The 26,184-nt window shown below is 60.6% G+C and carries 25 protein-coding genes; 15 read left to right on the top strand and 10 right to left on the bottom strand.

The window, feature by feature from the left end; genetic code table 11:
• The first annotated feature begins 69 nt into the window (after positions 1–69).
• Positions 70–711: an orotate phosphoribosyltransferase gene (pyrE, locus tag OKW98_RS01355; RefSeq protein ID WP_265387664.1), complete on the top strand. Its 642-nt coding sequence runs from the start codon at positions 70–72 to the stop codon at positions 709–711.
• Positions 712–723: 12 nt separating this feature from the next.
• Positions 724–1,335 (top strand): DUF4124 domain-containing protein, encoded by a 612-nt coding sequence (locus OKW98_RS01350; protein WP_416147854.1) that lies wholly within the window; start codon positions 724–726, stop codon positions 1,333–1,335.
• Positions 1,336–1,420: 85 nt separating this feature from the next.
• Here the strand turns inward: OKW98_RS01350 and argB are convergent, their stop codons facing one another.
• From argB to coaBC, 4 genes are all read right to left on the bottom strand, one after another.
• Positions 1,421–2,326 (bottom strand): acetylglutamate kinase, encoded by a 906-nt coding sequence (argB, locus tag OKW98_RS01345; protein WP_265387662.1) that lies wholly within the window; start codon positions 2,324–2,326, stop codon positions 1,421–1,423.
• 22 nt (positions 2,327–2,348) lie between these two features.
• Positions 2,349–3,746, bottom strand: coding sequence for a phosphomannomutase/phosphoglucomutase (locus tag OKW98_RS01340; RefSeq protein ID WP_265389621.1), 1,398 nt, complete (start codon positions 3,744–3,746; stop codon positions 2,349–2,351).
• A gap of 1,304 nt (positions 3,747–5,050) precedes the next feature.
• Positions 5,051–5,506, bottom strand: coding sequence for a dUTP diphosphatase (gene dut, locus OKW98_RS01335; RefSeq protein ID WP_265387661.1), 456 nt, complete (start codon positions 5,504–5,506; stop codon positions 5,051–5,053).
• A gap of 6 nt (positions 5,507–5,512) precedes the next feature.
• Positions 5,513–6,721, bottom strand: coding sequence for a bifunctional phosphopantothenoylcysteine decarboxylase/phosphopantothenate--cysteine ligase CoaBC (coaBC, locus tag OKW98_RS01330; RefSeq protein ID WP_265387660.1), 1,209 nt, complete (start codon positions 6,719–6,721; stop codon positions 5,513–5,515).
• 132 nt (positions 6,722–6,853) lie between these two features.
• Between coaBC and radC the strand changes: the two genes are divergently transcribed.
• Entirely contained in the window at positions 6,854–7,528 is a 675-nt protein-coding gene (gene radC / locus OKW98_RS01325) for a RadC family protein (protein WP_192171453.1), read from the top strand.
• A 639-nt stretch (positions 7,529–8,167) separates the two neighbouring features.
• Here the strand turns inward: radC and OKW98_RS01320 are convergent.
• Positions 8,168–9,757, bottom strand: coding sequence for an ABC transporter substrate-binding protein (locus OKW98_RS01320; RefSeq protein WP_265387659.1), 1,590 nt, complete (start codon positions 9,755–9,757; stop codon positions 8,168–8,170).
• Between the two features lie 363 nt (positions 9,758–10,120).
• Between OKW98_RS01320 and rpmB the strand changes: the two genes are divergently transcribed.
• Both rpmB and rpmG read left to right on the top strand, forming a co-directional pair.
• Entirely contained in the window at positions 10,121–10,357 is a 237-nt protein-coding gene (rpmB, locus tag OKW98_RS01315) for a 50S ribosomal protein L28 (protein ID WP_265387658.1), read from the top strand.
• Positions 10,358–10,368: 11 nt separating this feature from the next.
• Positions 10,369–10,524 (top strand): 50S ribosomal protein L33, encoded by a 156-nt coding sequence (rpmG, locus tag OKW98_RS01310; protein WP_062379766.1) that lies wholly within the window; start codon positions 10,369–10,371, stop codon positions 10,522–10,524.
• Between the two features lie 78 nt (positions 10,525–10,602).
• On the opposite strand, the gene OKW98_RS01305 is transcribed toward rpmG, so the two are convergent.
• Complete coding sequence (locus tag OKW98_RS01305) at positions 10,603–10,965, bottom strand: cupin domain-containing protein (RefSeq protein WP_265387657.1); 363 nt, start codon at positions 10,963–10,965, stop codon at positions 10,603–10,605.
• Positions 10,966–11,223: 258 nt separating this feature from the next.
• Here OKW98_RS01305 and OKW98_RS01300 point away from each other — a divergent pair, with 258 nt between their 5' ends.
• Positions 11,224–12,717 (top strand): aldehyde dehydrogenase, encoded by a 1,494-nt coding sequence (locus OKW98_RS01300; protein ID WP_265387656.1) that lies wholly within the window; start codon positions 11,224–11,226, stop codon positions 12,715–12,717.
• A gap of 109 nt (positions 12,718–12,826) precedes the next feature.
• A complete protein-coding gene (locus OKW98_RS01295) occupies positions 12,827–13,972 on the top strand; it encodes an MFS transporter (protein ID WP_265387655.1) in 1,146 nt (381 codons plus the stop codon).
• Here OKW98_RS01295 and OKW98_RS01290 read toward each other — a convergent pair.
• Both OKW98_RS01290 and OKW98_RS01285 read right to left on the bottom strand, forming a co-directional pair.
• Entirely contained in the window at positions 13,969–15,573 is a 1,605-nt protein-coding gene (locus tag OKW98_RS01290) for a phospholipase D family protein (protein ID WP_416147848.1), read from the bottom strand. The two genes, OKW98_RS01295 and OKW98_RS01290, sit on opposite strands and share 4 nt — an antisense overlap.
• Positions 15,574–15,602: 29 nt before the next feature.
• Positions 15,603–17,030, bottom strand: a complete 1,428-nt coding sequence (locus OKW98_RS01285; RefSeq protein ID WP_265387654.1) for a PLP-dependent aminotransferase family protein — start codon at positions 17,028–17,030, stop codon at positions 15,603–15,605.
• 178 nt (positions 17,031–17,208) lie between these two features.
• Between OKW98_RS01285 and OKW98_RS01280 the strand changes: the two genes are divergently transcribed.
• Positions 17,209–17,442: a DUF1127 domain-containing protein gene (locus OKW98_RS01280; RefSeq protein WP_265387653.1), complete on the top strand. Its 234-nt coding sequence runs from the start codon at positions 17,209–17,211 to the stop codon at positions 17,440–17,442.
• A 37-nt stretch (positions 17,443–17,479) separates the two neighbouring features.
• Here OKW98_RS01280 and OKW98_RS01275 read toward each other — a convergent pair whose 3' ends face one another.
• Positions 17,480–18,790, bottom strand: a complete 1,311-nt coding sequence (locus OKW98_RS01275) for an NAD(P)/FAD-dependent oxidoreductase (RefSeq protein ID WP_265387652.1) — start codon at positions 18,788–18,790, stop codon at positions 17,480–17,482.
• 153 nt (positions 18,791–18,943) lie between these two features.
• Between OKW98_RS01275 and OKW98_RS01270 the strand changes: the two genes are divergently transcribed.
• Positions 18,944–19,297 carry a YkgJ family cysteine cluster protein gene (locus tag OKW98_RS01270; RefSeq protein WP_265387651.1) on the top strand — a complete coding sequence of 118 codons (354 nt, stop codon included), beginning with the start codon at positions 18,944–18,946 and terminating at the stop codon, positions 19,295–19,297.
• Between the two features lie 34 nt (positions 19,298–19,331).
• Here OKW98_RS01270 and dadR read toward each other — a convergent pair whose 3' ends face one another.
• Positions 19,332–19,820 (bottom strand): transcriptional regulator DadR, encoded by a 489-nt coding sequence (dadR, locus tag OKW98_RS01265; protein ID WP_065988245.1) that lies wholly within the window; start codon positions 19,818–19,820, stop codon positions 19,332–19,334.
• A gap of 154 nt (positions 19,821–19,974) precedes the next feature.
• On the opposite strand from dadR, the gene dadA reads away from it, so the two are divergent.
• The 6 genes from dadA (at position 19,975) to OKW98_RS01235 (ending at position 25,894) form a co-directional block, all read left to right on the top strand.
• On the top strand, positions 19,975–21,276 hold the full coding sequence (gene dadA / locus OKW98_RS01260) for a D-amino acid dehydrogenase (protein WP_265387650.1): 1,302 nt from the start codon (positions 19,975–19,977) through the stop codon (positions 21,274–21,276).
• A complete protein-coding gene (locus OKW98_RS01255) occupies positions 21,248–21,601 on the top strand; it encodes a RidA family protein (RefSeq protein ID WP_265387649.1) in 354 nt (117 codons plus the stop codon). Before dadA ends, OKW98_RS01255 begins: the two co-directional genes overlap by 29 nt.
• Positions 21,602–21,771: 170 nt before the next feature.
• A complete protein-coding gene (gene alr / locus OKW98_RS01250; protein WP_265387648.1) occupies positions 21,772–22,845 on the top strand; it encodes an alanine racemase in 1,074 nt (357 codons plus the stop codon).
• A 160-nt stretch (positions 22,846–23,005) separates the two neighbouring features.
• A complete protein-coding gene (locus tag OKW98_RS01245) occupies positions 23,006–23,554 on the top strand; it encodes a cupin domain-containing protein (RefSeq protein WP_265387647.1) in 549 nt (182 codons plus the stop codon).
• Positions 23,555–23,562: 8 nt separating this feature from the next.
• Positions 23,563–23,865, top strand: coding sequence for a DUF2845 domain-containing protein (locus OKW98_RS01240; protein ID WP_265387646.1), 303 nt, complete (start codon positions 23,563–23,565; stop codon positions 23,863–23,865).
• Positions 23,866–23,971: 106 nt separating this feature from the next.
• The gene (locus OKW98_RS01235; RefSeq protein ID WP_265387645.1) at positions 23,972–25,894 is read left to right on the top strand and encodes an acetyl-CoA hydrolase/transferase C-terminal domain-containing protein; all 1,923 of its coding nucleotides are present in this window, start codon (positions 23,972–23,974) and stop codon (positions 25,892–25,894) included.
• Positions 25,895–26,184: the final 290 nt, after the last annotated feature.

Raw genomic sequence — 26,184 nt, 5'->3', positions numbered from 1 at the left:
AATCACGTGCGTGTATGATACCCGAGCTCTACCTAATTAGCTAAATCCGTGGTATTCGGGGCTTTTTTCATGCAGGCGTATCAACGCGATTTCATTCGTTTTGCCATCGATCGCGGCGTTTTGCGCTTCGGTGAGTTCACTTTGAAGTCTGGGCGCACCAGTCCTTACTTCTTCAATGCCGGTCTGTTCAACAGTGGTTCGGCCCTTGCCCAACTGGGTAAGTTCTACGCCGCCGCCGTGGTTGAAAGCGGTATTTCCTTCGATGTTCTGTTCGGCCCGGCCTACAAGGGTATTCCCCTTGCAGCGGCGACTGCCGTGGCGCTTGCCGAGCATCACAGTCTCGATCTGCCCTGGTGCTTCAACCGCAAAGAGGCCAAGGCCCATGGTGAAGGCGGCAGTCTGGTCGGCGCGCCGTTGACCGGCGATGTGCTGATCATCGACGACGTGATCACCGCAGGCACCGCTATTCGCGAGGTCATGCAGATCATCCAGGCCCAGGGCGCGAACGCTGCCGGCGTGCTGATCGCGCTGAACCGTCAGGAGCGCGGCAACGGCGAGCTGTCTGCCATTCAGGAGGTCGAGCGTGATTTCGGCATTCCGGTAGTGAGCATCGTTTCGTTGAATCAGGTGCTGGAATTCCTGGCCGACGATCCGCAGCTCAAGCAACACTTGCCTGCCGTCGAAGCGTACCGGGCTCAATACGGAATCTGAGCCTCCAAAAGGATGCGGTTTATGCTCAAGCTGGGCACGTTGGGTTTTTGTCTGTCGCTGGGTTTGGGTTGCATCGCGAGCGTTCATGCGGACGACGCCCCGGGCATCGTGTTGTATCGCTACGTCGACAGTCGCGGCGTGACTGTGCTTGATCGCCAGGGCGTGCCCCCGGAGTACGTCGGCAAGGGTTATGAAGTGCTCAATCAGCGCGGTCGCGTGGTGCAGACGATACCGCCTGCACCGTCCGCCAATGAGTTGCGCGATGCCCAGGCCGCCAAGCTTCAATCCGACGCCGATGCACATTTGCTGCGCCTCTACAGCAGCGTCGAAGACGTCGACCGGGCGAAGAATCGCCGGCTCGCCGAACTCGACGGGCTGATCGTCGTGGCGCAAGGCAACATCCAGAACCTCGTTACCCAGCAAGGCACGCTGCAGACACAGGCGGCTGATCAAGAGCGGGCAGGGCACCCGGTGCCGAAGACGCTGCTTGATCAGATGGATGATCTGCGTGATCAGCAGCAGAACCTGAAAGTCGACATCCTGCGCTACCAGACAGCGCGAACCCAGGCTCAGGCCGAGTTTGCGCAGGATCGCGCCCGTCTGCAGAAACTGCTCGGTCGGTGATAACCGCTCATGGGTGCTACTAACAACCAGCCACAAAAAAGCCCCGCCTGGCAGTGAGCCGAGCGGGGCTTTTTTACAGCAGCAATCAGTGACGCTTGCGATTGCTGATCAGCGTGCCGACGCCGGTATCGGTGAAGATCTCCAGCAGCACGGCATTCGGCACACGGCCGTCGATGATGTGCGAGGTGTTCACCCCGCCCTGAACCGCTTCCAGTGCACAGCGGATCTTTGGCAGCATCCCGCCATAGATGGTGCCGTCAGCGATAAGGCCATTGACCTGCTCGGTGGTCAGGCCGGTCAGCACCTTGCCTTCCTTGTCCATCAGGCCGGCGATGTTGGTCAGCAGCATCAGCTTTTCGGCCTTCAGGGCTTCAGCGACTTTGCCCGCGACCAGATCGGCGTTGATGTTGTAGGACTCGCCATCGGCGCCCACGCCAATCGGCGCAATAACCGGAATAAAATCGCCTTTCACCAGCATGTTCAGCAGGTCGGTGTTGATGCCGACGACTTCACCCACATGGCCGATGTCGATGATTTCCGGCTTGAGCATGTCCGGGGTCTGGCGCGTGACGTTCATCTTCTTCGCACGGATCAGCTGCGCGTCTTTACCGGTCAGGCCGATGGCACTGCCGCCGTGACGGTTGATGAGGTTGACGATGTCCTTGTTGACCTGGCCGCCCAGCACCATTTCCACCACATCCATCGTCTCTGCATCGGTCACGCGCATGCCGTCGACGAAGTGGCTCTCGATGGACAGGCGCTTGAGCAGGTCGCCAATCTGAGGGCCACCACCGTGAACCACGACCGGGTTGATGCCCACCGCCTTCATCAGCACGATGTCGCGGGCGAAGCCGGTTTTCAGCTCATCGCTCTCCATGGCGTTGCCGCCGTATTTGATGACAAGCGTCTTGCCGACAAAGCGTCGGATGTAGGGCAACGCTTCGGAGAGGACCTTGGCGGCATTGGCTGCGGCATCATGTTCGAGGGTCATTTGGGCTCCACTCAAAATAGGGTCAAAAAGGAAGTTCTAGATCCGGTGCTACGTGTTTCAACTGGGTGTGGAAGACGTCTTTGATTCGTTGCAGCTCGAGCTCGGTTTCGGCCTCGAAGCGTAATACCAGCACCGGCGTGGTATTGGAAGCGCGAACCAGGCCCCAGCCTTTCGGATAATCGACCCGCACACCATCGATGCTGGTGAGGTTGGCATTGCCCCACTGCGCGTCGCGCTCCAGCGCTTCCATGATGCTGAACTTGCGGGTCTCGGTGACTTTGATGTTGATTTCCGGGGTGGAAAAGTCATTCGGAAACGTCTGGAAAAGCTCCTCGGCGCTGAGTTTTTCCTGGCTGAGGATTTCCAGCAGACGCGCTGCGCTGTAGATGCCGTCGTCGAAACCGAACCAGCGCTCCTTGAAGAAGATGTGTCCGCTCATCTCGCCTGCCAGCAGGGCGCCGCTTTCCTTCATCTTCTTCTTGATCAGGGAGTGACCAGTCTTCCACATAACCGGGCGGCCGCCGTATTCCTGGATCAACGGTATCAGGCGGCGCGTGCATTTGACGTCGAAAATCACGTCGGCGCCGGGATTGCGTTTGACCACATCGCGGGCAAACAGCATCAGCAGGCGGTCAGGGTAGATGATGGTGCCGGTATTGGTGACGACACCGACACGATCGGCATCACCGTCGAACGCCAGGCCCAGATCGGCACCGGTTTCCCGGACCTTGGCGATCAGGTCCTGAAGATTTTCAGGCTTGCCCGGATCAGGGTGATGGTTGGGGAAATTGCCGTCAACTTCGCAGTACAGCGGGATGACTTCGCAATTCAGTGCTTCGATCAATTGCGGGGCGATGACGCCGCCTACACCGTTGCCGCAGTCCACCACCACTTTCATGCGGCGCGCGAGCACGACGTCGCCAATGATCTGGCTGGCATAACGGTCGAGAATATTGACCTTGATAATGCTGCCTTTGGCGGACGGCAGGTCATTGGCCTTGATGCGTTCATGCAGCGCCTGAATCTGCTCGTCTGCGAGGGTGTCACCGGCGATGACGATCTTGAAGCCGTTGTAGTCTTTCGGGTTGTGGCTGCCCGTCAGCATAACGCCTGTTTTGCCCGCCAGCACATGGGTGGCGTAGTACAGCGCCGGGGTGGGCACCAGACCAATGTCGCTGACGTGGCAGCCACTGTCGTGCAGGCCCTTGATCAAATGCGCGACCAGTTCAGGGCCTGAAAGTCGACCGTCGCGGCCCACCGAAACATGCGGCTCGCCCTGCGCCAGGCTCTCTGCACCGACGGCTCGGCCGATCCAGTAGGCGGTTTCGGCGTTCAGCGTATCGCCAACAATGCCGCGAATGTCGTAGGCGCGAAATATCGTCTCGGGAAAGGGCGGGGCGCTGGAAACGCTGCTGCTCATTGCGGGGGACGGCTCCAGCTGCGGGAGTTCCCGGGGATCATCGATCAAGTCGAGGTCAAGAATATCGGTGTCCTGGAACAGCGGGTCGGTCAGGTGGTCTTCCTCCGACACGACCGGAAGGTGCGGTGCGGGACCGTTCAGAGGTGTCCCGGTTGTCGAAGCGTGATCTGCCGGCGCAGCGCCCGCCGGACTGTTGCGTAGCGAGAACCGCGCCATGCCCTGGGCGAGCCCGTTCAACGACGGCAGGCTCAAGCTGAAGGCTTTGACGGCCTTGCCTCCGGACAGTTCTTGCAGCAATTGCTCAAGCTGCCGCGCGTCAGCCGCGACTCGGCGCTTGAGCGCACTCTCGTTCAGATACAACCCCAACAGCATCGCACCGGCGGCAACCAGCAAGGCGAGCAGCAGCATCAGCCAGGGCGTTGAACCTTGCAGCGCGGGGCCGGCGGCAAAGGTCAGTTTCCAGTTGGGGTAGCCGGTGGAAAATTCTTGCGGACGGCTGCCGTCGTCCTCGCCACGGGTAAGAAAATTCTGCGCGGTGGCGTTACCGAACTGCTGGACGAGCACCACCTGACCCACATCGGCGGGGGTCTCGGGAAGTGCATTGATCAGGCGCTGCGGGTCGAACGCCAGCAGCACGGTGCCGGTGATTGGCGCGTCTGGCGCTGTGCGCAACGGCGCGGCGCTGTAGATCAGCCATTTGTCGCCGACGTTGCGCGCTTCGGGCGCCGGCATTTCACCCTTGCCGGCCTTGGCCAGCATGTCCAGCGTGGCGAAGCTGATCGGCAGCGCGCTTTGGGTGTCTACGCTGTTGAACCCCGCAGGGTTGAGCCGTGCGCCCACCACGCCGTCGCGATATCGCAGTTGCGCCTGCGCGCTTTCGATGACTGACGGGTTGTTGCTCAACAGGGCCTGGCTCAGCGCGGCGTCCATTGCAGCCGCCTGGGTGTCGGCGTTGATCTGGCGCAGTGCCTTGTTGACGGCCCCTGCCTGCGCGCTGCCCCACGCCTGAACCAGCTGCTCCTGTTCCTGCGGCTGGCTTTGAATGGCAAGCCACACCAGCACCATTGCCGCGAGCAGGCCGATGAGCGAAGGCATGAGGCCGGGACTCGCCAGGCTCAGACTGGCGTCTTTGCCAGGCGGGACAGTTGTTTCCGCGGTGGGGGTCGCTTTGGCTGTGCGTTTGATGCCTTTCAAACTAACTCTCCCTACTTGGTCGTCCTGACGCGTTCTTGTTGTTTTCGCACCGCTCAAAGCCCGTCAGGCCACAAACAATGCGTTAGCCAAAGTGAGTGTTTGTGGCTGGATCAGTGGCTGCCGGAGTGACCGAAGCCGCCCGCACCGCGCTGACTTTCATCGAACTCTTCGACGATTTCAAAGTGCGCCTGCACTACCGGCACCAGTACGAGCTGGGCCAGACGCTCGCCGATGGAGATATTGAAAGCGGTCTGGCCGCGGTTCCAGCAGGAGACCATGAGCTCGCCTTGATAATCGGAGTCGATCAAGCCCACCAGGTTGCCCAGCACGATGCCGTGTTTATGGCCCAGGCCCGAGCGCGGCAGAATCAGCGCAGCCAGGCCAGGGTCTGCGATGTATATCGACAGCCCGGTAGGAATCAGGAGGGTTTGACCGGGTTCGAGCAGGGTGTCTTCTTTCAGCATGGCGCGCAGGTCCAGGCCGGCCGAGCCTGAAGTGGCGTAAGCGGGAAGCGGGAATTCGCTGCCAATGCGAGGGTCGAGGATCTTGGCTTGTAGAGCGTGCATTCGTGATTAAACCTGGTTCATGCGATCGGCAATAAAAGTCACCAGCTGCCGCGCGATCTTGGCTTTGCTGGTCTGGGCGAAGAGCGTCGCTTGCAACGCTCGATCGATCACGCTACAGGCGTTTTCTTCGCTGTTGAAGCCAATGCTGGGATTGGCGACGTCATTGGCGACGATCAGATCAAGGTTCTTGTCCTTGAGCTTGCGTGCGGCGTAATCAAGCAGGTGTTCGGTTTCGGCCGCGAAGCCCACGCTGAACGGGCGATCCGGGCGCTGGGCAATGCTGGCGAGAATGTCCGGATTGCGCACCATCTGCAGCAGAAGACCATCACCGGTCGTGGGATCTTTCTTCAACTTCTGTGTGGCGACGACTTCGGGCCGGTAGTCCGCGACCGCTGCGGAGGCGATGAAGAGATCGCAAGGCATCGCGTCTTCGCAGGCGGCGAGCATGTCGCGGGCACTGACGACGTCGACACGCGACACGCGGTCAGGCGTCTGCAGGTTCACCGGGCCGGTGATCAGCGTAACCCGTGCGCCGGCTTCGGCAGCGGCTTCGGCCAGGGCGAAGCCCATTTTTCCGGAGCTGTGGTTGGTAATGTAGCGAACCGGATCGATGTTTTCCTGGGTCGGGCCGGCGGTGATCAACACGTGTTTGCCGGTCAGCGTCAGGCGCTGGAAGCAATCGGCGGCAGATTGCGCCAGATCATTGGGTTCGAGCATGCGCCCGTAGCCCACGTCCCCACAGGCCTGGCTGCCGCTGGCCGGGCCGAACATGCGAAAGCCGCGCTGTTCGAGCAGTTGCAGATTCGCCTGCACGGACGGGTCGCGCCACATGGCCTGATTCATCGCGGGCGCGACGGCGACGATGGCGTCAGTCGCCAGCACCACGGTGGTCAGCAAATCGTTGGCAATGCCTTGGCCCAGACGCGCCATGAGGTCGGCGGTGCCCGGTGCGATGAGGATCATGTCGGCCCACTTGGCCAGCTCGATATGGCCCATGGCGGCTTCCGCTGCGGGGTCGAGCAAGTCCAGGTGGACGGGGTGGCCTGACAAGGCCTGCATGGTCAGCGGGGTGATGAATTCAGCGCCGCCTTTGGTCATGACGACACGAACTTCTGCACCGTGGTCGCGCAAGCGGCGGACCAGTTCGGCGCTCTTGTAGGCCGCGATGCCACCGCCGACGCCGAGAACGATACGTTTTCGATACAGCCGCTGCATAGGCCTGCCTTTAGGTCGGTTAACACGCGGCAATCATTACGCCTCCCCAGGCCTGACTGTCGCGCAAAAAAGAGCGGCTAAGATAGCACAGCGACCGCACGGGAACAGCGGCGCCACAGACAGGGAGCTGCTATGAGTATTCGCGATTGGCCGGCGGCAGAGCGTCCGCGGGAGAAGCTGCTGGAACGGGGGGCGTCGAGTCTGTCGGACGCTGAATTGCTGGCGATTTTCTTGCGCACGGGCGTGTCGGGAAGAAGCGCCGTGGACTTGGCCCGGCACCTTTTGCATCAGTTCGGGAGCCTGCGCGCGTTACTCGAGGCCAACCTGACGGCGTTCAGCAGCGAGCTGGGGCTGGGGCCCGCCAAGTTCGCGCAGTTGCAGGCGGTCATGGAAATGGCCCGGCGCAATATGGGCGAGGATTTGAAGCGCGATTCTGTTCTGGAAAACCCGACTCAGGTGCGTCGCTATCTCAAGGCGCTGTTACGGCACGAGCCCCATGAAGTCTTCGGCTGTCTGTTTCTGGACAGCAAAAACCGGGTTCAGACGTTCGAAGTGCTGTTTCACGGCTCGATCAACACCGCGCATGTTCACGCGCGGCAGGTGGTCAAGCGGGCACTGGCCCACAACTCGGCTGGATTGATCCTTTGTCACAACCACCCTTCCGGCGTCAAAGACGCCAGCGAAGCCGACATCGACCTGACGCGGCATCTGAAACAGGCGCTGGCGCTGGTGGACGTGGTGGTGCTGGATCACTTGATCATCGGCGACGGCGATCCGTTGTCGATGGTTGAGTATGGGTTGATGTAGCGCCTTCAGGACTGGCTAATCACCTATATTCTGGGGCTGGCCGCCGAACGAATGTAGGATCGGCTTTAGCCGGGAAAGCGTCGGCAGCTACGCCGCATAACGTCGGCAGTCATACCGCAAACTAACGGCGTGCAAACCAGTCTCTTCCCGGCTGAAGCCGGTCCTACGAAAAGCATCGTGCGCATCCAGTGGCATCGGCTGTGACCTCGATAGTGGGACCGGCTTTAGCCGGGAAAGCGTCGGCAGCTACGCCGCATAACTGTCGGTGTGAAAACCTGCCTCTTCCCGGCTGAAGCCGGTCCCACTAAAAGCATCGTGCGCATCCAGTGGCATTGGCTGTGACCTCGATAGTGGAACCGGCTTTAGCCGGGAAAGCGTCGGCAGTCATACGCAAACTGGCGGTGTGCAAACCTGCCTCTTCCCGGCGCAAGCCGGTCCTACGAAAAGCATCGTGCGCATCCAGTGGCATTGGCTGTGACCTCGATAGTGGAACCGGCTTTAGCCGGTAAAGCGTCGGCAGTCATACGCAAACTAGCGGTGTGCAAACCTGCCTATTCCCGGCTGAAGCCGGTCCTACGAAAAGCATCGTGCGCATCCAGTGGGGGAGCGCATGAGCCCAGCTCTCCAGCTTCTTGCGAATTACTTCACGGTCACCTTGGAGAAATCCTGACGACCGAACGGGCTCACGCTATAACCCTCAACATTCTTGCGAGTCAGCGCGTACGCAGTTGGATGCGCAAGAGGCAGCCAAAGTGCCTGCTTCTGGATCTGCTCTTGAGCCTGGTGATACAGCTTGCTGCGCTGCGCCTGATCGGTCACGGCCTTGCCCTCGCTGATCAGCTTGTCCAGTCCTTGGTCGCAATAGCGCGCGAAGTTGGTGCCGGATTTGACCGCAGCGCAAGAGAACTGCGGCGTCAGGAAGTTATCCGGATCACCGTTATCCCCCGCCCAGCCCATGAACAGCAGGTCATGCTCGCCTGTTTTGGCGCGGCGAATCAGCTCGCCCCATTCGATGACTTTGATCTCTGCCTTGATCCCTACCGCCGCCAGATCGTTTTGCAGCAACTGAGCACCGGCGTTCGGGTTGGGATTGAGCAAGCTGCCCGATGGCCGAGTCCAGATCGTCGTCTTGAATCCGTCTTTCAGACCGGCCTTGGCCAGCAGGTCCTTGGCTTTCGCCACATCATGTTTGTAGCCGGGCAAGTCGCTGGCGTAACCCCACGTGGTAGGCGGGTATGGTCCGTTGGCCGGGCTCGCCGAGCCTTCGAACACCGCTTTCAGGTACGTGTCTTTGTCGAATGCCAGGTTGATTGCCTGGCGCACTTGCGGCTTGTCCAGCGGCGGATGCTGGCTGTTGATCGCCAGGAAAGCGGTCATGAATGCGGGCGTTTTTTCGACTTTCAGGTTCGAATCTTTCTCGGCTTCTGCAACGTCAAGAGGCTTCGGCGACAGGGCTACCTGGCACTCATTGCGGCGAATACGTTGCAGGCGAACGTTGGCGTCCGGCGTGATCGCGTAGACCAGCGCGTCGACGGCGGGCTTGCCGGCAAAGTAATCCGGATTGGCCTCGTAACGCACCACCGAGTCTTTCTGGAAGCGCTTGAAGACGAAAGGACCGGTGCCGATCGGCTGGCTATTGAGCTTCTCCGGAGTGCCGGCCTTCATCAGCTGCGCGGTGTACTCGGCCGAATAAATAGAAGCGAAGCCCATGCTGAGCGTCGCCAGAAATGTAGCGTCCGGGTGGTTCAGGGTGATGCGCACCGTAGCCGGGTCGGTCGCCTCGACGTTCTTGATAAGCGATGGCCATTGCATCGACTGCGCGTGGGGGAAGCCTTGTGCAGCAACCTTATTCCATGGATTGGCCGGATCGAGCATGCGCTGGAAGCTGAACACCACGTCGTCAGCGTTCAGCTCGCGCGTCGGGGTGAAGTAATCGGTGTGATGGAATTTCACGTCGGCGCGCAGTTTGAAGTCATAGGTCAGCCCGTCAGGCGACACACTCCAGCTCTGCGCCAGGCTCGGCACCAGCTTGGCGTCCTTGGCGTCATAATCCACCAGGCGATTCATCAGCACGTCGGCCGAAGCATTGGTGGTGGTCAGCGAGTTGTACTGCACCACGTCAAAGCCTTCAGGGCTGGCTTCCGTACAGACGCTCAGCGTCGTTGCCGCCTGGGCCAGTAATGGCGTGGACAGGGACGCGAGCAAGAGGGGTAAAACGGCTAGGCGCATGGCGATTTTCCTTTCAGAGAGAGCCCATCTGCCGGCGCAGTCTGGAGAGTCAATAACCCTAGACCATCGATTGGCGCAGAACAATCGCTGCGGCGCGACGAGTGGTATATTTCCCGCCGCGCCTAACGCCGCTGGCCTTGCCGGGTTGAAAGCCTTGGCTTTCTGGCAGGCAATTCGTGGTTTGTGTTGTTGCACCGGGGGCTTTCTGGTATAAAGCAGCGCTCTTTTCTAGGGGCCCGCTGCCTTCACCTTAGGTGTGGCCGGTAAGACCCCTGAAGAAACGCGGCGCCTGGCGCCAAATGACTGAGAGATTAAGCGGCCAACCCATGCCGGGTTGGGCATGTGGTTTTAGAGGGCTGAGGCATGTCGAGAGTATGTCAAGTTACCGGTAAGGGTCCGGTAACCGGGAATAACATTTCCCACGCAAACAACAAAACCCGTCGTCGTTTCCTGCCAAACCTGCAGCATCACCGCTTCTGGGTTGAAGAAGAGAAACGCTTCGTACGTCTGCGCGTATCTGCTAAAGGCATGCGCATCATCGACAAGCGTGGTATCACGATTGTTCTGGCCGAAATCCGCCGTGCTGGCGCTAAGGTTTAAGGGAGAAAATCATGCGTGAATTGATCCGTTTGGTGTCGACCGCTAACACCGGCCACTTCTACACCACCGACAAGAACAAGCGCACGACTCCGGACAAAATCGAAATTAAAAAATTCGATCCGGTTGCTCGTAAGCACGTGATCTACAAAGAAGCCAAAATCAAGTAATTGATTTTTGCGTCTTACGAAAAAGCCCGCAGCGATGCGGGCTTTTTTGTGGCCTAAAGAAAGTAGGTCACATAACGCTCAAGCCTTCTGTTCGAACACCACATAGATCTTGCGGCATGCCTCCAGCACCTCCCACGTGCCTTTGAACCCTGCGGGAATCACGAAACGGTCACCCGCGCGCAAGGTTTTCGATTTGCCTTGTTCGTCACGAAGGACCGAGACGCCCTGCACGATTTCACAGTACTCATGCTCGGTGTAATTCACTTTCCACTGGCCGACTTCCCCTTCCCAGACGCCTGCATTCAGCTGCGCGCACGGGCTGTTGTAATGGTTGTAGACCGTCTGGTTCGGCTCGCCCTTGAGAATCTTTTCAGCAGCAGGCGTGAAACGCTCCGCTGCAGTAGTGGCTTCGCTGAAGTCGACGATGCTTTCGATGCTCATATCTGATTCCTGAAGTGGGCGCTGCGTGATTGTTGCTTGCCGAGGGCCGGATGGAAAGCGCAGCGAGCCCGGGCGGCTGTTGAATAAAATGCACGATCCGGCCGGATTTCGCCCACTTATGTCCAATATATTGGAAATCCGCCCAATGCTGGTTTAGGGTGGCGAATGCCTTCGGCCGATCCGATGACGCGTCAGGCCCTGTCCTGAAGCTCGATTCGAGTGCGAAGAGGCGCCTATTTCATAAGAGGAGGACGTTTCATGACCACCCTGACTCATGCTGACTGGGAACAACGCGCCCAGGATTTGAAAATCGAAGGCCGTGCTTTCATCAACGGTGAATACACAGACGCCGCATCCGGCTCGACGTTCGACTGCATCAGTCCGGTCGATGGCCGCTTCCTCGCCCACGTCGCCAGTTGTGACGCCGCTGATGCGCAACGCGCCGTCGAAAACGCCCGGGCTACGTTCAATTCCGGCGTCTGGTCGCGGTTGGCGCCGGCCAAGCGCAAGGCAGCCATGCTCCGTCTGGCCGCGCTGATCAACGAGAATGTCGAAGAGCTCGCGCTGCTTGAAACCCTCGATATGGGCAAGCCCATCAGTGACTCCTACGGCATCGACATTCCCGGCTCCGCTCAGGCGTTGAGCTGGAGCGGCGAGGCCATCGACAAGCTGTACGACGAAGTGGCGCCGACCCCGCACGATCAACTGGGCCTGGTCACCCGCGAGCCGATTGGCGTGGTGGCGGCCATCGTGCCGTGGAATTTCCCGCTGCTGATGGCTTCCTGGAAGCTCGGTCCTGCGCTGTCGAGCGGCAACTCGGTGATCCTCAAGCCGTCGGAAAAATCCCCGCTGACAGCCATCCGCGTCGCTCAGCTCGCCATCGAAGCCGGTATTCCGGCTGGCGTGCTGAACGTGCTGCCGGGTTACGGCCACACGGTGGGTAAGGCACTGGCGCTGCACATGGACGTCGACACAGCGGTGTTCACCGGTTCGACGAAGATTGCCAAGCAATTGCTGATCTATTCGGGTGAATCGAACATGAAGCGCGTCTGGCTGGAAGCCGGCGGCAAGAGCCCGAACATCGTCTTCGCCGATGCGCCGGATCTGCAGGCTGCGGCCGAATCGGCGGCCAGTGCCATTGCTTTCAACCAGGGCGAGGTCTGCACGGCCGGTTCCCGTCTATTGGTCGAGCGCTCTATCAAAGAGAAATTCCTGCCGATGGTGATCGAAGCCCTGAAAGCCTGGAAGCCGGGCAATCCGCTTGATCCGGCAACCACGGTCGGCGCGCTGGTCGATACCCAGCAGATGAATACCGTGCTGTCTTACATCGAAGCCGGCCACTCCGACGGCGCCAAGCTGGTCGTCGGTGGCAAGCGCATCCTTCAGGAAACCGGCGGCACTTACGTTGAGCCGACGATTTTCGACGGCGTGACCAACGCCATGAAGATCGCGCAGGAAGAGATCTTCGGGCCGGTCCTCTCTGTGCTGACCTTCGATACTGCTGAGGAAGCCATTCAGATTGCCAACGACACGCCTTATGGCCTGGCCGCAGCGGTGTGGACGGCTGACTTGTCCAAGGCGCATCTGACCGCGAAGGCGTTGCGCGCGGGCAGCGTGTGGGTCAATCAGTACGATGGCGGCGACATGACCGCGCCGTTTGGTGGCTTCAAGCAGTCTGGCAACGGGCGCGACAAGTCGCTGCATGCGTTCGATAAATACACCGAGCTGAAGGCGACGTGGATCAAGCTGTAAGAGGCCGCGCGCGCTTCACAACGCAGTCGCTGTAAAAAACCAACGCAGCCGGGCTTCCCTCAAAGCCCGGCTGTTTTGTTTCGTCCTTTTGAGCCACAGGAGCGTGGTGATGCGTTGGGGTACTTATTTCGCTGTGCTGGCGTCGGTACTGAGCGTCGGCCTGGCGCTGGGCGTGAGCATGCCGCTGGTGTCGCTGCGACTGGAAGCCTGGGGTTACGGCGCGTTTGCCATCGGCGTCATGGCTGCGATGCCTGCGATCGGCGTGTTGCTGGGTGCCAGCCTTGCCAGCCGACTCGCTTCAAGACTCGGCACCGCCAACCTGATGAGGCTGTGCCTCTGGGCCGGGTCATTTTCAGTGGGTTTGCTGGCGTTACTGCCCAATTACTGGATCTGGTTGGTCCTGCGCCTGATGCTCGGGACAATCCTCACTATTGTGTTCGTGCTCGGCGAAAGCTGGATCAACCAGTTGGTGATCGAACGGCTGCGCGGCAAGCTGGTGGCGCTGTACGGCAGTTCCTATGCGCTGAGTCAGCTCGGCGGGCCCGTACTGCTGGGCTTCATTGGCACTGAAGCAGATTACGGGTTCTGGGTCGGGACCCTGTTGCTGGCGGTATCGCCGTTTCTATTGCTGGGCAGAACCGGTGCGCCGAGCGCGGAATCCAGCCATGTGACGCTGCGCGACCTTGGCGGCTTCTGTCGGGGTATGCCGGCAATCGCGTGGGCCATCGCGCTGTTCGCCGCGTTTGAAGCGATGATCCTGACCTTGCTGCCCGTGTATTGCCTGGAGCAAGGTTTCACGCCTGAAGTGGCCCTGGCGATGGTCAGCACTGTGGTGGTGGGCGATGCGCTTCTGCAGCTGCCGATTGGCGCGCTGGCCGACAGGGTGTCGCGTCGGCGGCTGTTTTCCGGGTGTGCGCTGGTGCTGATGGTCTCAAGCCTGGCGATCCCGCTGCTGGTCGACACGATCGCCATCTGGCCGCTGTGGGTGCTGTTTGGCGCGAGTGCGGGCGGGCTGTTCACGCTGTCGCTGATTCTGATTGGCGAGCGCTACCGTGATGACGCCCTGGTGCGCGCCAATGCCCATGTCGCTCAGCTGTGGGGGATCGGTTGCCTGCTAGGCCCTTTGGCGGCTGGCGCTGGCAGTCAGTGGGTCAGCGGTCAGGCGCTGCCGTTGCTGATGGCGGCGGGCGCGCTGGGGCTGGTGATTCTGTCGCAGAGACCCAAGGCATTTGGCGCGCAAGCGTTGGCGGCTTAGAGCATCTTTTCCAGGCCCACCGCCGTGCTGAACCAGGCGTTCATCCGGCGCCACCAGTCGCCAGGCTCTTTGGACAGCGTGTGGATTTTGCCGTTGTCTTCGGTCACCCACACCAGTCGGTCGTTCTCCAGCTTGACCTGATAACTAATGGCCGGCGCCATACCTTGAAGCGCCAGTTCGCGCAGGTATTCAGTCAGCTCGGGGCTGTCCACCAGCACGCCGACTTCAGTGTTCCACAGCACTGAGCGTGGGTCGAAATTGAACGAACCCACAAACATCTTCTGCCGGTCAAAGATCATCGCCTTGCTGTGCAGGCTTGATTCCGAGCCGCCCTTGATCAGGTTTGTGTGCAGAAATGCAGGTCCGCTGCCCTTGGCGTTGCTCGGGTCGCCTGGCTGACGGCGCAGTTCGAACAGCTTCACGCCATGCTCCAGCAGCGCACGGCGGTAAGGCGCATAACCGCCATGCACCGCTGGCACATCGGTGGCCTCCAGCGAGTTCGTCAACAGGTTCACTGACACACCTTTATCAGAGAGCCCGGTCAGATAGACCAGGCCTTCCTGCCCGGGCACGAAGTAGGCCGAGATCAGCATCAGTTCCTTATGCACGCTGCCGAGGTCAGGGCTCAGTTGGGTCGCCAGCAGCAGGTGCGGGTCAGGCTCGCCGCGTGACAGCACCTTGGTGGGCGCGTCCCACAGGGCCTGGTTGTGTGCCCATATGAGCTCATTGAGCCAGGTCTTCAGGCGCGGGTGAGTCCGATAGTCCATCAGCCGTTCATACAGGGCCTTTTTGTCCACGTGCGCCTGATCCAGCGACTCGGCCAGACGCACCCGCGCCTTGGCCAGATCCTTGCGGTCGGGCGGCCAGTAGAGGAAGTCGTTGATCGGCTTGCTGAGGGTGCTGTTCCAGTACTGATCGAAACTGTGACCCAGCTGTTCGGCAACCGGGCCCACGCTGAGCATGTCGATGTCGGTGAAATTCAGATTGGGTTCGGCGTCGAAATACTCGTCGCCCAGATTGCGCCCGCCGACGATGGCCACGGCGCCGTCGGCCAGCCACAGCTTGTTGTGCATGCGTCGATGCTGCCGGGACAAATTGAACAGCCGGCCCAGATTACGGGTGGCGCCCATGCTGCGGCCCAGATTGAGCGGATTGAACAGGCGGATCTGAATGTTCGGGTGCGCCGCAAGTGTGGCGATGACTTCATCCAGCCCGTCGCTGGTGGTGTCGTCCAGCAGGATGCGCACGCGGACGCCGCGATCTGCGGCTTTGAGCAACTCCTCAACCAGTGCCCGGGTGCTCAGGCCGTCGTGAACGATGTAGTACTGCAGGTCCAGGCTGGTTTTCGCATTGCGAATCAGCTCGGCGCGGGCCATGAAGGCTTCGGTGCTGTTGGGCAGCAGGCGGAAACCCGAGCGGCCTTCGTGAGGTGCCGCCTGGGCCATGATTGAGCGCCCGAACGAAGATTGCGCCGCCGGCAGTGCCTGACTTGGACCTTCGGGTGCGGGCGAGTGTGCGCAACCGCTGAGGCCGAGGGCGAGAGCCAGCAGGAGGGGCACCGCCCGTAAATTCGTCAACGCGATCATCCGAAAGTCAGTCATGGCGATATGACCGCCTTTTCTTCAAAAGGTTATGCAGGGTCCGCGCGCTGCATGAGCAGTGCCGTGGCCGCGCCCACCTTGCGCACCGCGTCTTCGATTTGCGTGGTCGGTTTGGCGGCAAAGTTCATGCGCAGGCAATTTCTGTATTTGCCGGACGCCGAAAAAATACTGCCAACGGCAATCTGTACGCCTTGTCCCTGCAACGCGCGGTTCAGTCGTAACGAGTCGAAGTCTTCCGGCAGCTCGATCCACAGCATGAAGCCGCCTTGGGGACGGCTCACGCGGGTGCCTTCCGGGAAGTAGCGCGTTACCCAGCCGGTCATCAGGTCGCGACTGCGCTGGTACTGGCCGCGCATCCGACGCATGTGCGGCTCGTAGTGCCCGGCCTTGAGAAAATCGGAAATCGCCAGCTGCGGCTGGGTCGCGGTCGAACCGGTGCTGATGTATTTCATGTGCAGCGCGCGATCAAGGTATCGACCGGGCGCGACCCAACCGACGCGCAAGCCCGGCGCCAACGTTTTGGAAAACGAGCTGCAGAGCAGGACGCGGCCGTCTTCGTCGAAGGATTTGATCGTGCGCGGGCGAGGGTAGGTGTAAGCCAGATCGCCATACACATCGTCTTCGATGATCGCCACATCGAAGCGTTGCGCGAGGGTCAGCAGTGCGCGTTTGCGGTCCTCCGGCATGATGTAGCCCAGCGGGTTGTTGCAGCTCGGCGTCAGCTGTATGGCTTTGATCGGCCACTGTTCCAGTGCCAACTCCAATGCGTCGAGGCTGATGCCGGTAAGCGGGTCGGTGGGGATTTCCAGGGCTTTCATGCCCAGCCCTTTGAGCGCCTGCATGGCGCCGTGAAAGCTGGGCGAGTCGACGGCGACGATGTCGCCCGGCTCGCAGACCGAACGGATGCAGATGGCCAGTGCTTCCTGGGCGCCTGTGGTAATCACCAGATCGTCCGGATCGATGTTGGTGCCGGAATCCAGCAGCAGCCGCGCGATTTGTTCCCTCAGGCAGCGCCGACCGTGGATGTTGTCGTAGTACAGCCCGGGCATGTCCGAACGGCGGCTGATTCTGCCCAGCGCCTGAGTCAGTGGGCGCAAGGTCGGGCTGGTGACGTCGGGCATGCCGCGAGCCAGTTGAACCACGTCAGGGCTGGGAGCCGCTCGGGCCAGTTCCAGCACCTGATCCCACTGAGAGATTTCCACCGGGCGCTGCGCGGGGCGGCCTATCGCAGGCAGGGCGGGCGTCTTGCGCCCAGCCGGTACGAAATACCCGGACTTGGGCCGTGGTAGCGCGAGGCCGTTGTCTTCCAGCAATCGATACGCCTGCTGCACCGTGCTCAGGCTGACGCCATGCTCAAGACTCAACGCACGCACCGAGGGCAGCCGGTCGCCGGGGCGATAAAAGCCGTTTTCGATGCGCGTGCCGAGTAATTCGGCGAGGTTAACGTAGAGGGTCATGGCGTACTCCCACAAGGTGATGCAATCGGTGGACCGATACAGATGTTGGGAAAATACAGCATTCAGCGCGGGATTGAGCCGATCTGTATGCAAAGAATAATAATTCTTTGGATCTGTAATGGTTTTCCATACAGACACATCATGAACTCACTCGAAACCCACCCTGAGGTGTCTGGAAATGAGCGGGATAAGTGATGTTCGGTTAACGCTGTATGCAGGTGAGCTGGTCCGTGACCATGAAGCGGGCTCTCGCATCAACGCGCCGGAAGGGCTTGGGATGTGGGGGCTGCTTCAGCATCGCCGAGCCAGTCGGCGCGCGTTGTTGAAACTGACTGACGAGCAGTTGCGGGATATTGGCTTGAGCAGTGAGCAGGCGCGCCATGAAGGGCTCAAGCCTTTCTGGCGCGAATGAGGCCTGTTACGCAGTCGGCCGCACAGGGCGAGTCCGGTTACACCAGCTCTTTGAAGCGGTGCCACAACATCCCCAGCGCCAGCAGCGGCGAGCGCAAGTGTTTGCCGCCCGGGAAGGTGATGTGAGGGACTTTGGCGAAGAGCTCGAACCCGCCGCTGTGTTGGCCGCTGATGGCTTCAGCCAATAGTTTGCCGGCCAGATGCGTTGCGTTCAGCCCGTGCCCCGCATACGCCTGGGCATAAAACACGTTTGGATGCTTGTGCAGTCGCCCGATCTGCGGCAGGCGGTTGGCGCCGATGCCGATCATTCCACCCCACTGAAAATCGATCTTCGCGTCTTTGAGCTGAGGGAACACCTTGAGCATCTTCGGCTGCATGTACGCAGCGATGTCGCTCGGGTCCCGGCCTGAATAGTGACAGGCGCCGCCGAACAGCAGGCGCCGATCAGCCGACAGCCGAAAATAATCCACCGCCACGCGCTGATCGCACATCGCGGTATTGCGTGGAATCAGCTGGCTGGCAAGTTCTTCACTCAGCGGCTCGGTGGCGATGACGTAACTGCCGGCGGGCAATATCTTGCCGCTCAACTCCCCATCGAGCTCATTGAGATAAGCGTTACAGCCCAGCACCAGCGTGCTGGCGCGCACTCCCCCGTGGGCTGTATGAATGTTGACCTCTGCGCCGTATTCCAGCCGAGTCGCCGCCGAGTGTTCGAACACCTGCACGCCCAATGACCGGGCGATGGCGGCTTCTGCCAGCGCCAGGTTCAGCGGATGCAGATGGCCCGAGCCCATGTCCAGCATGGCGCCGGCATAGTTGGGTGAGCCGATGACGCTGCTGAGGTTGCCCGCTTCAATCAACTCAAGCGTGTGTCGGTAACCCAGGCTGCGCAGCTCTTCGGCGTCTTTGGCAAAGCTCTCGAATTCCTTGGGCTTGTTCGCCAGATCGCAGTAACCCCAGGTCAGGTCGCAGTCGATCTGGTATTTGTCTACGCGCTCACGAACGATTTCCACCGCCTCAAGGCCCATCAGCTTGAGCTGACGAACGCCGTCCTCGCCGATGACATTGCTGAACTGGTCCACGTCATGGCCGACACCGCGGATCAGTTGCCCGCCGTTGCGCCCACTCGCGCCCCAGCCGATCTTGTGCGCTTCTAGCAGCACCACTTTCAAACCGCGTTCAGCCAGCTCGATCGCTGTGTTCAGCCCGGAAAACCCGGCGCCGATGATGCAGACGTCGGTTTTGATCTCGCCGTGCAGGGCAGGGGAGTCAGGCTGGGAATGGCGGGTGGCGGCGTAGTAAGAGGCCGCGTGATCAGACAATCCGGGCTGGGGAGACCGAGCATTCATGTTGAATATCCCGAGAGCGCTGTTTGGAAAATTTTACGGAGGGTAGCGGGGTGAGGATATTCGGGCAAGGTCAGGGCTGCAGGCGATCACCTGTGTATAAGTGACAGCGCTGCTGGGGCACAATCAGCATCTTTCACAGGGGAAACTGCCGCGATGGCTTGCAACAGCGAGAAAATCCGCGATCTGCGGCGGCAGATTCCGTCTTTCGAATGCGTGCCGGGATGCCACGATTGCTGTGGGCCGGTGACCACGTCGTCCGAAGAAATGTCGCGTTTGCCACGCAAGACACCGGCCGAGCAAGAAGCAGCGCTCAACGAGCTGAACTGCGTACACCTGGGGCCTAATGGCTGCACCGTCTACGATGAGCGCCCGCTGATTTGCCGTCTGTTTGGCACCACGAAAACCTTGCCGTGCCCCAACGGCCGCCGCCCTGACGTCTTGATTCACCCTCGCGCCGAGAAACAGGTGCATGAGTTCATCGCCTCGACGCGGCAGGTGCTGGTTTAGCCGGAGCCGGTCGCGGTGAGCCAGTTACGGATGCTTATTCCGGAATCGGCAGGCACAAACTCTCCTTCACCTCTTCCATCACGATGTAGCTCTTGGACTCCCGCACATGGGGCAACTTGAGCAGAATGTCGCCCAGCAACTTACGGTACGACGCCATTTCGGAAATCCGCGCTTTCACCAGATAGTCGAAATCCCCTGACACCAGATGGCATTCCAGCACATGGGGCAGCTTGAGCACCGCGCGGCGGAATTCTTCAAAGGTGTCGCCGGACTTGTAGTCCAGGCTGATCTCGACGAACACCAGCAAGCTGGCTTTGAGGTTCTGCGGATTGAGGCGGGCGTTGTAGCCCATGATGATGCCTTCACGTTCCAGGCGCCGGACCCGTTCTGTACACGGCGTGGTAGACAGCCCCACCCGTTCGCCCAGTTCAGTGAATGAGATCCGGCCGTCGTTTTGCAGGATGCGCAGGATGTTGCGGTCGATCTTGTCCAGCTCACGTTTGGACTGGTGCTGGGTGCGCATCGAAGAGCCCTCTGCCAAAGCGTCGGTTGCCGAGAAGAAATGCCGAATATAGGCGTTTATATAGTCAAAAGCACTGCTCGGGCCTTTTTATACTGCGCACATCCATGCTTAAAACTTGAAAACGTCAGCGGATATCCGCGATGAGGGAATCAACATGCGCGTTCTGGTCCTTGGAAGTGGCGTAATCGGTACCACCAGTGCGTATTACCTGGCCCGTGCGGGCTTCGAGGTGACTGTCGTGGACCGTCAACCGGCCGCGGCCATGGAAACCAGCTTCGCCAACGCCGGGCAGGTCTCGCCGGGTTACGCCTCGCCATGGGCCGCGCCGGGTGTGCCGCTCAAGGCCCTCAAATGGTTGCTGCAGCGCCATGCGCCGCTGGCCATCAAAGCAACAGCCGATATCGATCAATACTTGTGGATGGCGCAGATGCTGCGCAACTGCACCCAGAACCGTTATGCGGTGAACAAAGAGCGCATGGTCCGCCTCTCCGAATACAGCCGCGACTGCCTCGATGAGCTGCGTGCCGAGACCGGCATTGCCTACGAAAGCCGCAGCCTCGGCACGACCCAGTTGTTCCGCACGCAGGAACAACTGGATAACGCCGCCAAGGACATCGCCGTGCTCGAACAAGCCGGCGTGCCCTATGAAGTGCTCGACCGCGAAGGCATTGCCCGGGTCGAGCCGGCGTTGGCCAGCGTCAGCAATATCCTCAGCGGCGCGCTGCGCCTTCCGAACGATCAAACCGGCGACTGCCAGCTGTTCACCACGCGTCTGGCCGAGATGTGCGTGAAGCTGGGCGTGGAATTCCGCTTCGGCCAGTCCATCGAGTCCATTGATTTCGCGGGCGACACCATCAACGGCGTGCGCATCAACGGCAAGCTCGAAACCGCCGACCGCTATGTGCTGGCCCTCGGCAGCTACTCGCCGCAACTGCTCAAGCCGCTTGGCATCAAGGCGCCGGTTTATCCGCTCAAGGGCTACTCGCTGACGGTGCCGATCACCAACCCGGCGATGGCGCCGACGTCGACCATCCTCGACGAGACCTACAAGGTCGCGATTACCCGCTTCGACAACCGTATTCGCGTAGGCGGCATGGCCGAGATCGCCGGCTTCGACCTGTCGCTCAATCCGCGTCGCCGCGAGACCCTGGAGATGATCGTCAACGACCTTTATCCTCACGGCGGCGATCTGCAGCAGGCCAGCTTCTGGACCGGCCTGCGCCCGACCACGCCGGACGGGACGCCGATCGTGGGCGCAACGCCTTACCGCAATCTGTTTCTCAACACCGGCCACGGCACGTTGGGTTGGACGATGGCCTGCGGTTCAGGCAGATTGCTGGCTGACCTGATCGCTCGCAAAACGCCACAGATCAGCGCTGAAGGCCTCGATATTTCCCGTTACGGCAGTTCCAAGGAGATCGCAAAACATGTCCATCCAGCGCCAGCTCACCAATGAGCGCATGAGCCAGTTGGTCGTCCATAACGGCACCGTTTACCTTGCCGGGCAAGTGGCCGACGACATGGCAGCGGGGATCGAGCAACAGACCCGCGAGACGCTTCACAACATCGAGCGACTGCTGGACCTGGCCGGTACCGACAAGACCCGCATCCTGTCGGTAACGATTTACCTGAAAGACATCGATGCGCACTTTGCCGGCATGAACAGCGTCTGGGACACCTGGCTGCCGAAAGGCCAGGCCCCTGCGCGTGCGACGGTTGAAGCCAAGCTCTGCGAGCCGGAGATTCTGGTTGAACTGTCGGTGGTTGCGGCGCTGCCGTAGCATTTGCACGCTGCACGCCCGTGTGCCGCTGAAACCTTACGCAACATCGTTCTTGTGGGAGCGCGCTTGCCCGCGATTGCGGTGTATCAAGCGACGTGATGCAGCTGACCCATCTTTCGCGGGCAAGCGCGCTCCTACAGATTCCGAAACCCTGACCAAGAAGCCCCGCCATGCGTCCAGCCCGCGCCCTTATTGACCTTCAAGCCCTGCGCCACAATTACCAACTGGCCCGTGACACAGCCGGTGCCAGAGCGCTTGCCGTGATCAAGGCGGATGCTTACGGCCACGGCGCGGCGCAGGTTGCGCAGGCGCTGGAATCCGACGCCGACGGCTTTGCCGTGGCGTGCATCGAAGAAGCGCTGGAGCTGCGTCAGGCCGGGATCAACGCTCCGATTCTGCTGCTGGAAGGCTTTTTCGAGGCCGACGAACTGGCGCTGATCGTCGAGCATGATTTCTGGTGCGTGGTGCATTCCCTCTGGCAACTCGATGCCATCGAACAAACCGCCCTCGGCAAGCCGCTGAATGTGTGGCTGAAGATGGATTCGGGCATGCACCGCGTCGGCATTTATCCCGCGGATTTTCAGGCGGCGCATCAGCGGCTGCTGAACAGCGGCAAGGCCGCAAAGATCGTCCTGATGACCCACTTCGCCCGCGCCGACGAACTCGACAGCGTGCGCACCGACGAGCAAGTGGCGATTTTTCAATCGGCGCGTGCCGGGCTGGCCGCTGAAGTCAGCCTGCGCAATTCCCCCGCCGTCATGGGCTGGCCCAGCGTGCCGAGTGACTGGGTGCGTCCGGGCATCATGCTCTACGGCGCGACGCCGTTTGATCAGTCGCAATCGGTCGCCGATCGTTTGCAGCCGGTCATGACCCTCGAGTCCCGGGTGATCTGCGTGCGTGACCTTCCCGTCGGTGAGCCAGTGGGCTACGGCGGTACATTCGTTGCCGAGAGCAACATGCGCATCGGTGTGGTCGCGATGGGTTACGCCGACGGCTATCCGCGTCAAGCGCCCACCGGCACCCCCGTGATGGTCGACGGTCATCGCAGCCAGTTGCTCGGGCGTGTGTCGATGGACATGCTCTGCGTCGACCTCACCGGCGTGCCGGGCGCAGGGCTGGGCAGCCGCGTCGAACTGTGGGGCAAGAACATCCTCATCAGTGACGTTGCGTCGAGCGCGGACATGATTCCGTACCAGATTTTGTGCAACCTGAAACGCGTGCCAAGGCTCTATTCCGGAACCTGAAGGCCACTCGCCTATCCCCTGCAAATCACCCCTTCGCGGCCCGTGATGGCCGCCAGTCCCTTTGCTGATTCGGCCATGGGCTCAAGTGTTGTAAATACTGAACGCTGTTGCCATGATGACGGCCACTTGACCCAACTTGATCATCAGGAGGACTTCCGCATTGGACGTCGGTGAACGACTGCAATCCATTCGTAAACTCAAAGGTCTGTCCCAGCGTGAACTCGCCAAACGAGCGGGCGTGACCAACAGCACCATCTCCATGATCGAGAAGAACAGCGTGAGCCCCTCGATCAGCTCCTTGCGCAAGGTGCTGGGCGGCATACCGATGTCCATGGTGGAGTTCTTTTCCGAAGAGCTCGAACCCGAAAACCCGACCCAAGTGGTCTATAAAGCCAGTGAACTGATCGATATCTCGGACGGTGCAGTGACCATGAAACTGGTCGGCAAATCCCATCCCAGCCGTGCCATTGCGTTTCTTTCCGAGGTCTACCCGCCGGGTGCCGACACCGGCGTCGAGATGCTCGTGCACGAGGGCGAGGAGACCGGAATTCTAGTCGAGGGCCGTCTTGAACTAGTGGTCGGTCTTGATACCTACGTGCTGGAAGAGGGCGACAGTTACTACTTCGAGAGCTCCCGACCGCATCGCTTTCGCAACCCCTACGACGTTCCTGCGCGGCTCATCAGCGCTGCCACGCCGGCGAATTTCTGATCAGCGATATGATTAAGCGAAAACTGATCTTCCTCGGGCTGGCCGGATTGCTCTTCGCCGATACTGCTGACGCCACCATGCGCTGCGGCACGGCGCTTATCAGTCTGGGCGACACCGCCGATGTGGTCCGCCAGAAGTGCGGCGCGCCTGACAGCAGTGTTGATCAAATGCCTGCGCTCAGGAGCAACGGCGTTCCCAAACTTGGCACTGCGAAGGTCAGTTTGTGGATATACGGCCCCCGCAACGGCGCAAAACAACACCTGCGGTTTGTCGAGGACAAGCTGGTAGAAATCGAGACTAAGCGGGATTGAGTCGGCGACTGGCAGTCGTTTTTTGAGGGCGCAAGCGGCGTAATGCAGCAAATTCCCGGAAGGCCCGGTCCAACCGCTATCAAATAACAAAATCAGGAGAGGCCGGATGCCGTATTCCTGCTCGATCGAGCAAGCTGTCGATCACGTGCTGGCCGAGTTGCCGGCGCATGTTCATATGGGTATGCCGCTGGGGTTGGGCAAGCCCAATCGTTTCGCCAACGCGTTGTATGCCCGAATCAAGTCGCTGCCCGATCGGCATCTGACCATCTACACCGCGCTGTGCCTCGGGCGGCCCGATGGCGGCGACGGTTTGCAGGGTCGGTTTCTGGAGCCGTTTCTGGAGCGCGTCTTCGACGATTACCCGGAACTGGATTTCCTCTCCGATCTGCGCCGGGACGACCTTCCGCCCAATATTCACGTCCAGCAGTTCTTCATGCAGCCCGGCAGCCTGCTCGGCAGCGTCGAAGCGCAGCAGGATTACGTCAGCAGCAACTACAGCCACGCTGCGCGGGACATCAACGCCAATGGCCTGAACCTGATCGCGCAACTGATCGCCCGCGACCCGCAACGGCCCGATCACCTAAGCCTGAGCTGCAACCCGGACATCACCCTCGACCTGCTGCCCCTGGTGGAAAAACGCCGCGCGGCAGGCGAGCGCATTCTGATGCTTGGCCATGTCCACTCGGATCTGCCGTACATGCAGGGTGATGCCGAAGTCAGCGCCGACACCTTCGACCTGCTGATTGAGCACGAAGAGCGCAGCACGCTGTTCTCGACGCCAAACATGCCGGTCGGTGTTCAGGATCACTTCATTGGCCTGTACGCGAGCACGCTGGTGCGCGACGGCGGCACGTTGCAGATCGGCATTGGTTCGATGGGCGACGCCCTCACCGCCGCCTTGCTTGCGCGCCAGGCCGATAACGAAACCTACCGCGCGTGCCTGGCCGAGCTAGACGGTATCTCTACCTGGAAGCCGCTGATTGAGGCGCAAGGCGGGGTAATGCCCTTTGCCACCGGGCTTTATGGCTGCAGCGAAATGCTGGTCAACGGCCTGCTGGTGCTGCTGGATGCGGGGATCATCCGCCGCAAGGTGTATGCCAACATCGAGCTGCAGGAAATGGCCAACGCCGGGGTGCTCGACGAGTCGGTCCACGGCGACGGCGTGCTGATTCACGGCGGCTTCTTTCTTGGGCCACGCAGCTTCTATGAGCGATTGCGGGAATTCACGCCGGCGCAGATCGCGCAGATCAACATGACCGCCATCAGCTACATCAACGAGCTCTACGGCAACGAGACGCTCAAGCGCCTGCAACGGCGGGATGCGCGATTCATCAACAGTTGTTTCACCGTCACCTTGATGGGCGCAGCGATCTCCGATCAGTTGGCCGATGGCCGGGTGGTCAGCGGTGTTGGCGGGCAGTACAACTTCGTCGCTCAGGGCCATGCGCTCGAAGGCGCGCGTTCAGTGCTGATCCTGCGCAGCTGGCGTGAGTCGGGCGGGGAGGTCAGTTCCAACATCGTCTGGGACTATGCGCACGCGACGATCCCCAGGCACCTGCGCGACATCGTCGTCACCGAATACGGTATCGCTGATCTGCGCGGCAAGACCGATTCCGCAGTGATCGAGGCGCTGCTCAACATCAGCGATTCACGCTTCCAGCCGGGCCTGATGGATCAAGCGCTAAAGGCCGGCAAGCTGCCCAAGGATTTCCGCCTCGATCCGCTGTTCAGCCAGAACACGCCCGAGCGGTTGAAGGACATCCGCGACCAGTTCCCGTCCCTGTTCATCGAGTACCCACTGGGCAGCGATTTCACCGCTGAAGAGCGCGATTTATTGCGCGCGCTGAACTGGTTGAAGAGCAAATTCAAACTCACGGAAATCATCGAGCTGGGTAAAGCCACGCTGGAAGCGCCTGACGCGAGCGCGTATCCGGAGCACTTGCAGCGCATGGGCCTTGATCATCCGCAGGGACTGCGCGACGAGCTGTATCAGCGGCTGGTATTGGCGGGATTGCAGGCAACTGCCTAGGGCCGATGTTTCATGGGAATGTAGGAGTGACCGGGGTGGCGCTCCACCTTGCTCGCGATTGCGGTGTGTCAGCCAACATCGATGTCACAGACCCACCGCGTTCGTCCGGATGCGGCCCAGACCAAGCGCGCTCCTACCCCGATCTATGTCAGTCGCAGCACGTCCGGCGTATGCAAATAATCGGTAGGAGCGTGGCTTGTCCCGCGATCTGGCGCGCAGCGGCAGCAGGCCTGCCACCGATTTTTTCCTGATCCACCGCGTGCACAGATTCCACGACCGTTTCCCGGCCG

The organism is Pseudomonas sp. KU26590, from assembly GCF_026153515.1.
GTDB lineage: Bacteria > Pseudomonadota > Gammaproteobacteria > Pseudomonadales > Pseudomonadaceae > Aquipseudomonas.
Note: the sequence above shows the minus strand (reverse complement) of the source record. Positions and strands in the feature narration are given on the sequence as shown.

Coding starts and splice junctions, on each gene's coding strand:
- pyrE (WP_265387664.1), top strand. CDS start 70: ATGCAGGCGTATCAACGCGATTTCATTCGTTTTGCCATCGATCGCGGC.
- OKW98_RS01350 (WP_416147854.1), top strand. CDS start 724: ATGCGGTTTATGCTCAAGCTGGGCACGTTGGGTTTTTGTCTGTCGCTG.
- argB (WP_265387662.1), bottom strand. CDS start 2,326: ATGACCCTCGAACATGATGCCGCAGCCAATGCCGCCAAGGTCCTCTCC.
- OKW98_RS01340 (WP_265389621.1), bottom strand. CDS start 3,746: ATGAGCAGCAGCGTTTCCAGCGCCCCGCCCTTTCCCGAGACGATATTT.
- dut (WP_265387661.1), bottom strand. CDS start 5,506: ATGCACGCTCTACAAGCCAAGATCCTCGACCCTCGCATTGGCAGCGAA.
- coaBC (WP_265387660.1), bottom strand. CDS start 6,721: ATGCAGCGGCTGTATCGAAAACGTATCGTTCTCGGCGTCGGCGGTGGC.
- radC (WP_192171453.1), top strand. CDS start 6,854: ATGAGTATTCGCGATTGGCCGGCGGCAGAGCGTCCGCGGGAGAAGCTG.
- OKW98_RS01320 (WP_265387659.1), bottom strand. CDS start 9,757: ATGCGCCTAGCCGTTTTACCCCTCTTGCTCGCGTCCCTGTCCACGCCA.
- rpmB (WP_265387658.1), top strand. CDS start 10,121: ATGTCGAGAGTATGTCAAGTTACCGGTAAGGGTCCGGTAACCGGGAAT.
- rpmG (WP_062379766.1), top strand. CDS start 10,369: ATGCGTGAATTGATCCGTTTGGTGTCGACCGCTAACACCGGCCACTTC.
- OKW98_RS01305 (WP_265387657.1), bottom strand. CDS start 10,965: ATGAGCATCGAAAGCATCGTCGACTTCAGCGAAGCCACTACTGCAGCG.
- OKW98_RS01300 (WP_265387656.1), top strand. CDS start 11,224: ATGACCACCCTGACTCATGCTGACTGGGAACAACGCGCCCAGGATTTG.
- OKW98_RS01295 (WP_265387655.1), top strand. CDS start 12,827: ATGCGTTGGGGTACTTATTTCGCTGTGCTGGCGTCGGTACTGAGCGTC.
- OKW98_RS01290 (WP_416147848.1), bottom strand. CDS start 15,573: ATGACTGACTTTCGGATGATCGCGTTGACGAATTTACGGGCGGTGCCC.
- OKW98_RS01285 (WP_265387654.1), bottom strand. CDS start 17,030: ATGACCCTCTACGTTAACCTCGCCGAATTACTCGGCACGCGCATCGAA.
- OKW98_RS01280 (WP_265387653.1), top strand. CDS start 17,209: ATGAGCGGGATAAGTGATGTTCGGTTAACGCTGTATGCAGGTGAGCTG.
- OKW98_RS01275 (WP_265387652.1), bottom strand. CDS start 18,790: ATGAATGCTCGGTCTCCCCAGCCCGGATTGTCTGATCACGCGGCCTCT.
- OKW98_RS01270 (WP_265387651.1), top strand. CDS start 18,944: ATGGCTTGCAACAGCGAGAAAATCCGCGATCTGCGGCGGCAGATTCCG.
- dadR (WP_065988245.1), bottom strand. CDS start 19,820: ATGCGCACCCAGCACCAGTCCAAACGTGAGCTGGACAAGATCGACCGC.
- dadA (WP_265387650.1), top strand. CDS start 19,975: ATGCGCGTTCTGGTCCTTGGAAGTGGCGTAATCGGTACCACCAGTGCG.
- OKW98_RS01255 (WP_265387649.1), top strand. CDS start 21,248: ATGTCCATCCAGCGCCAGCTCACCAATGAGCGCATGAGCCAGTTGGTC.
- alr (WP_265387648.1), top strand. CDS start 21,772: ATGCGTCCAGCCCGCGCCCTTATTGACCTTCAAGCCCTGCGCCACAAT.
- OKW98_RS01240 (WP_265387646.1), top strand. CDS start 23,563: ATGATTAAGCGAAAACTGATCTTCCTCGGGCTGGCCGGATTGCTCTTC.
- OKW98_RS01235 (WP_265387645.1), top strand. CDS start 23,972: ATGCCGTATTCCTGCTCGATCGAGCAAGCTGTCGATCACGTGCTGGCC.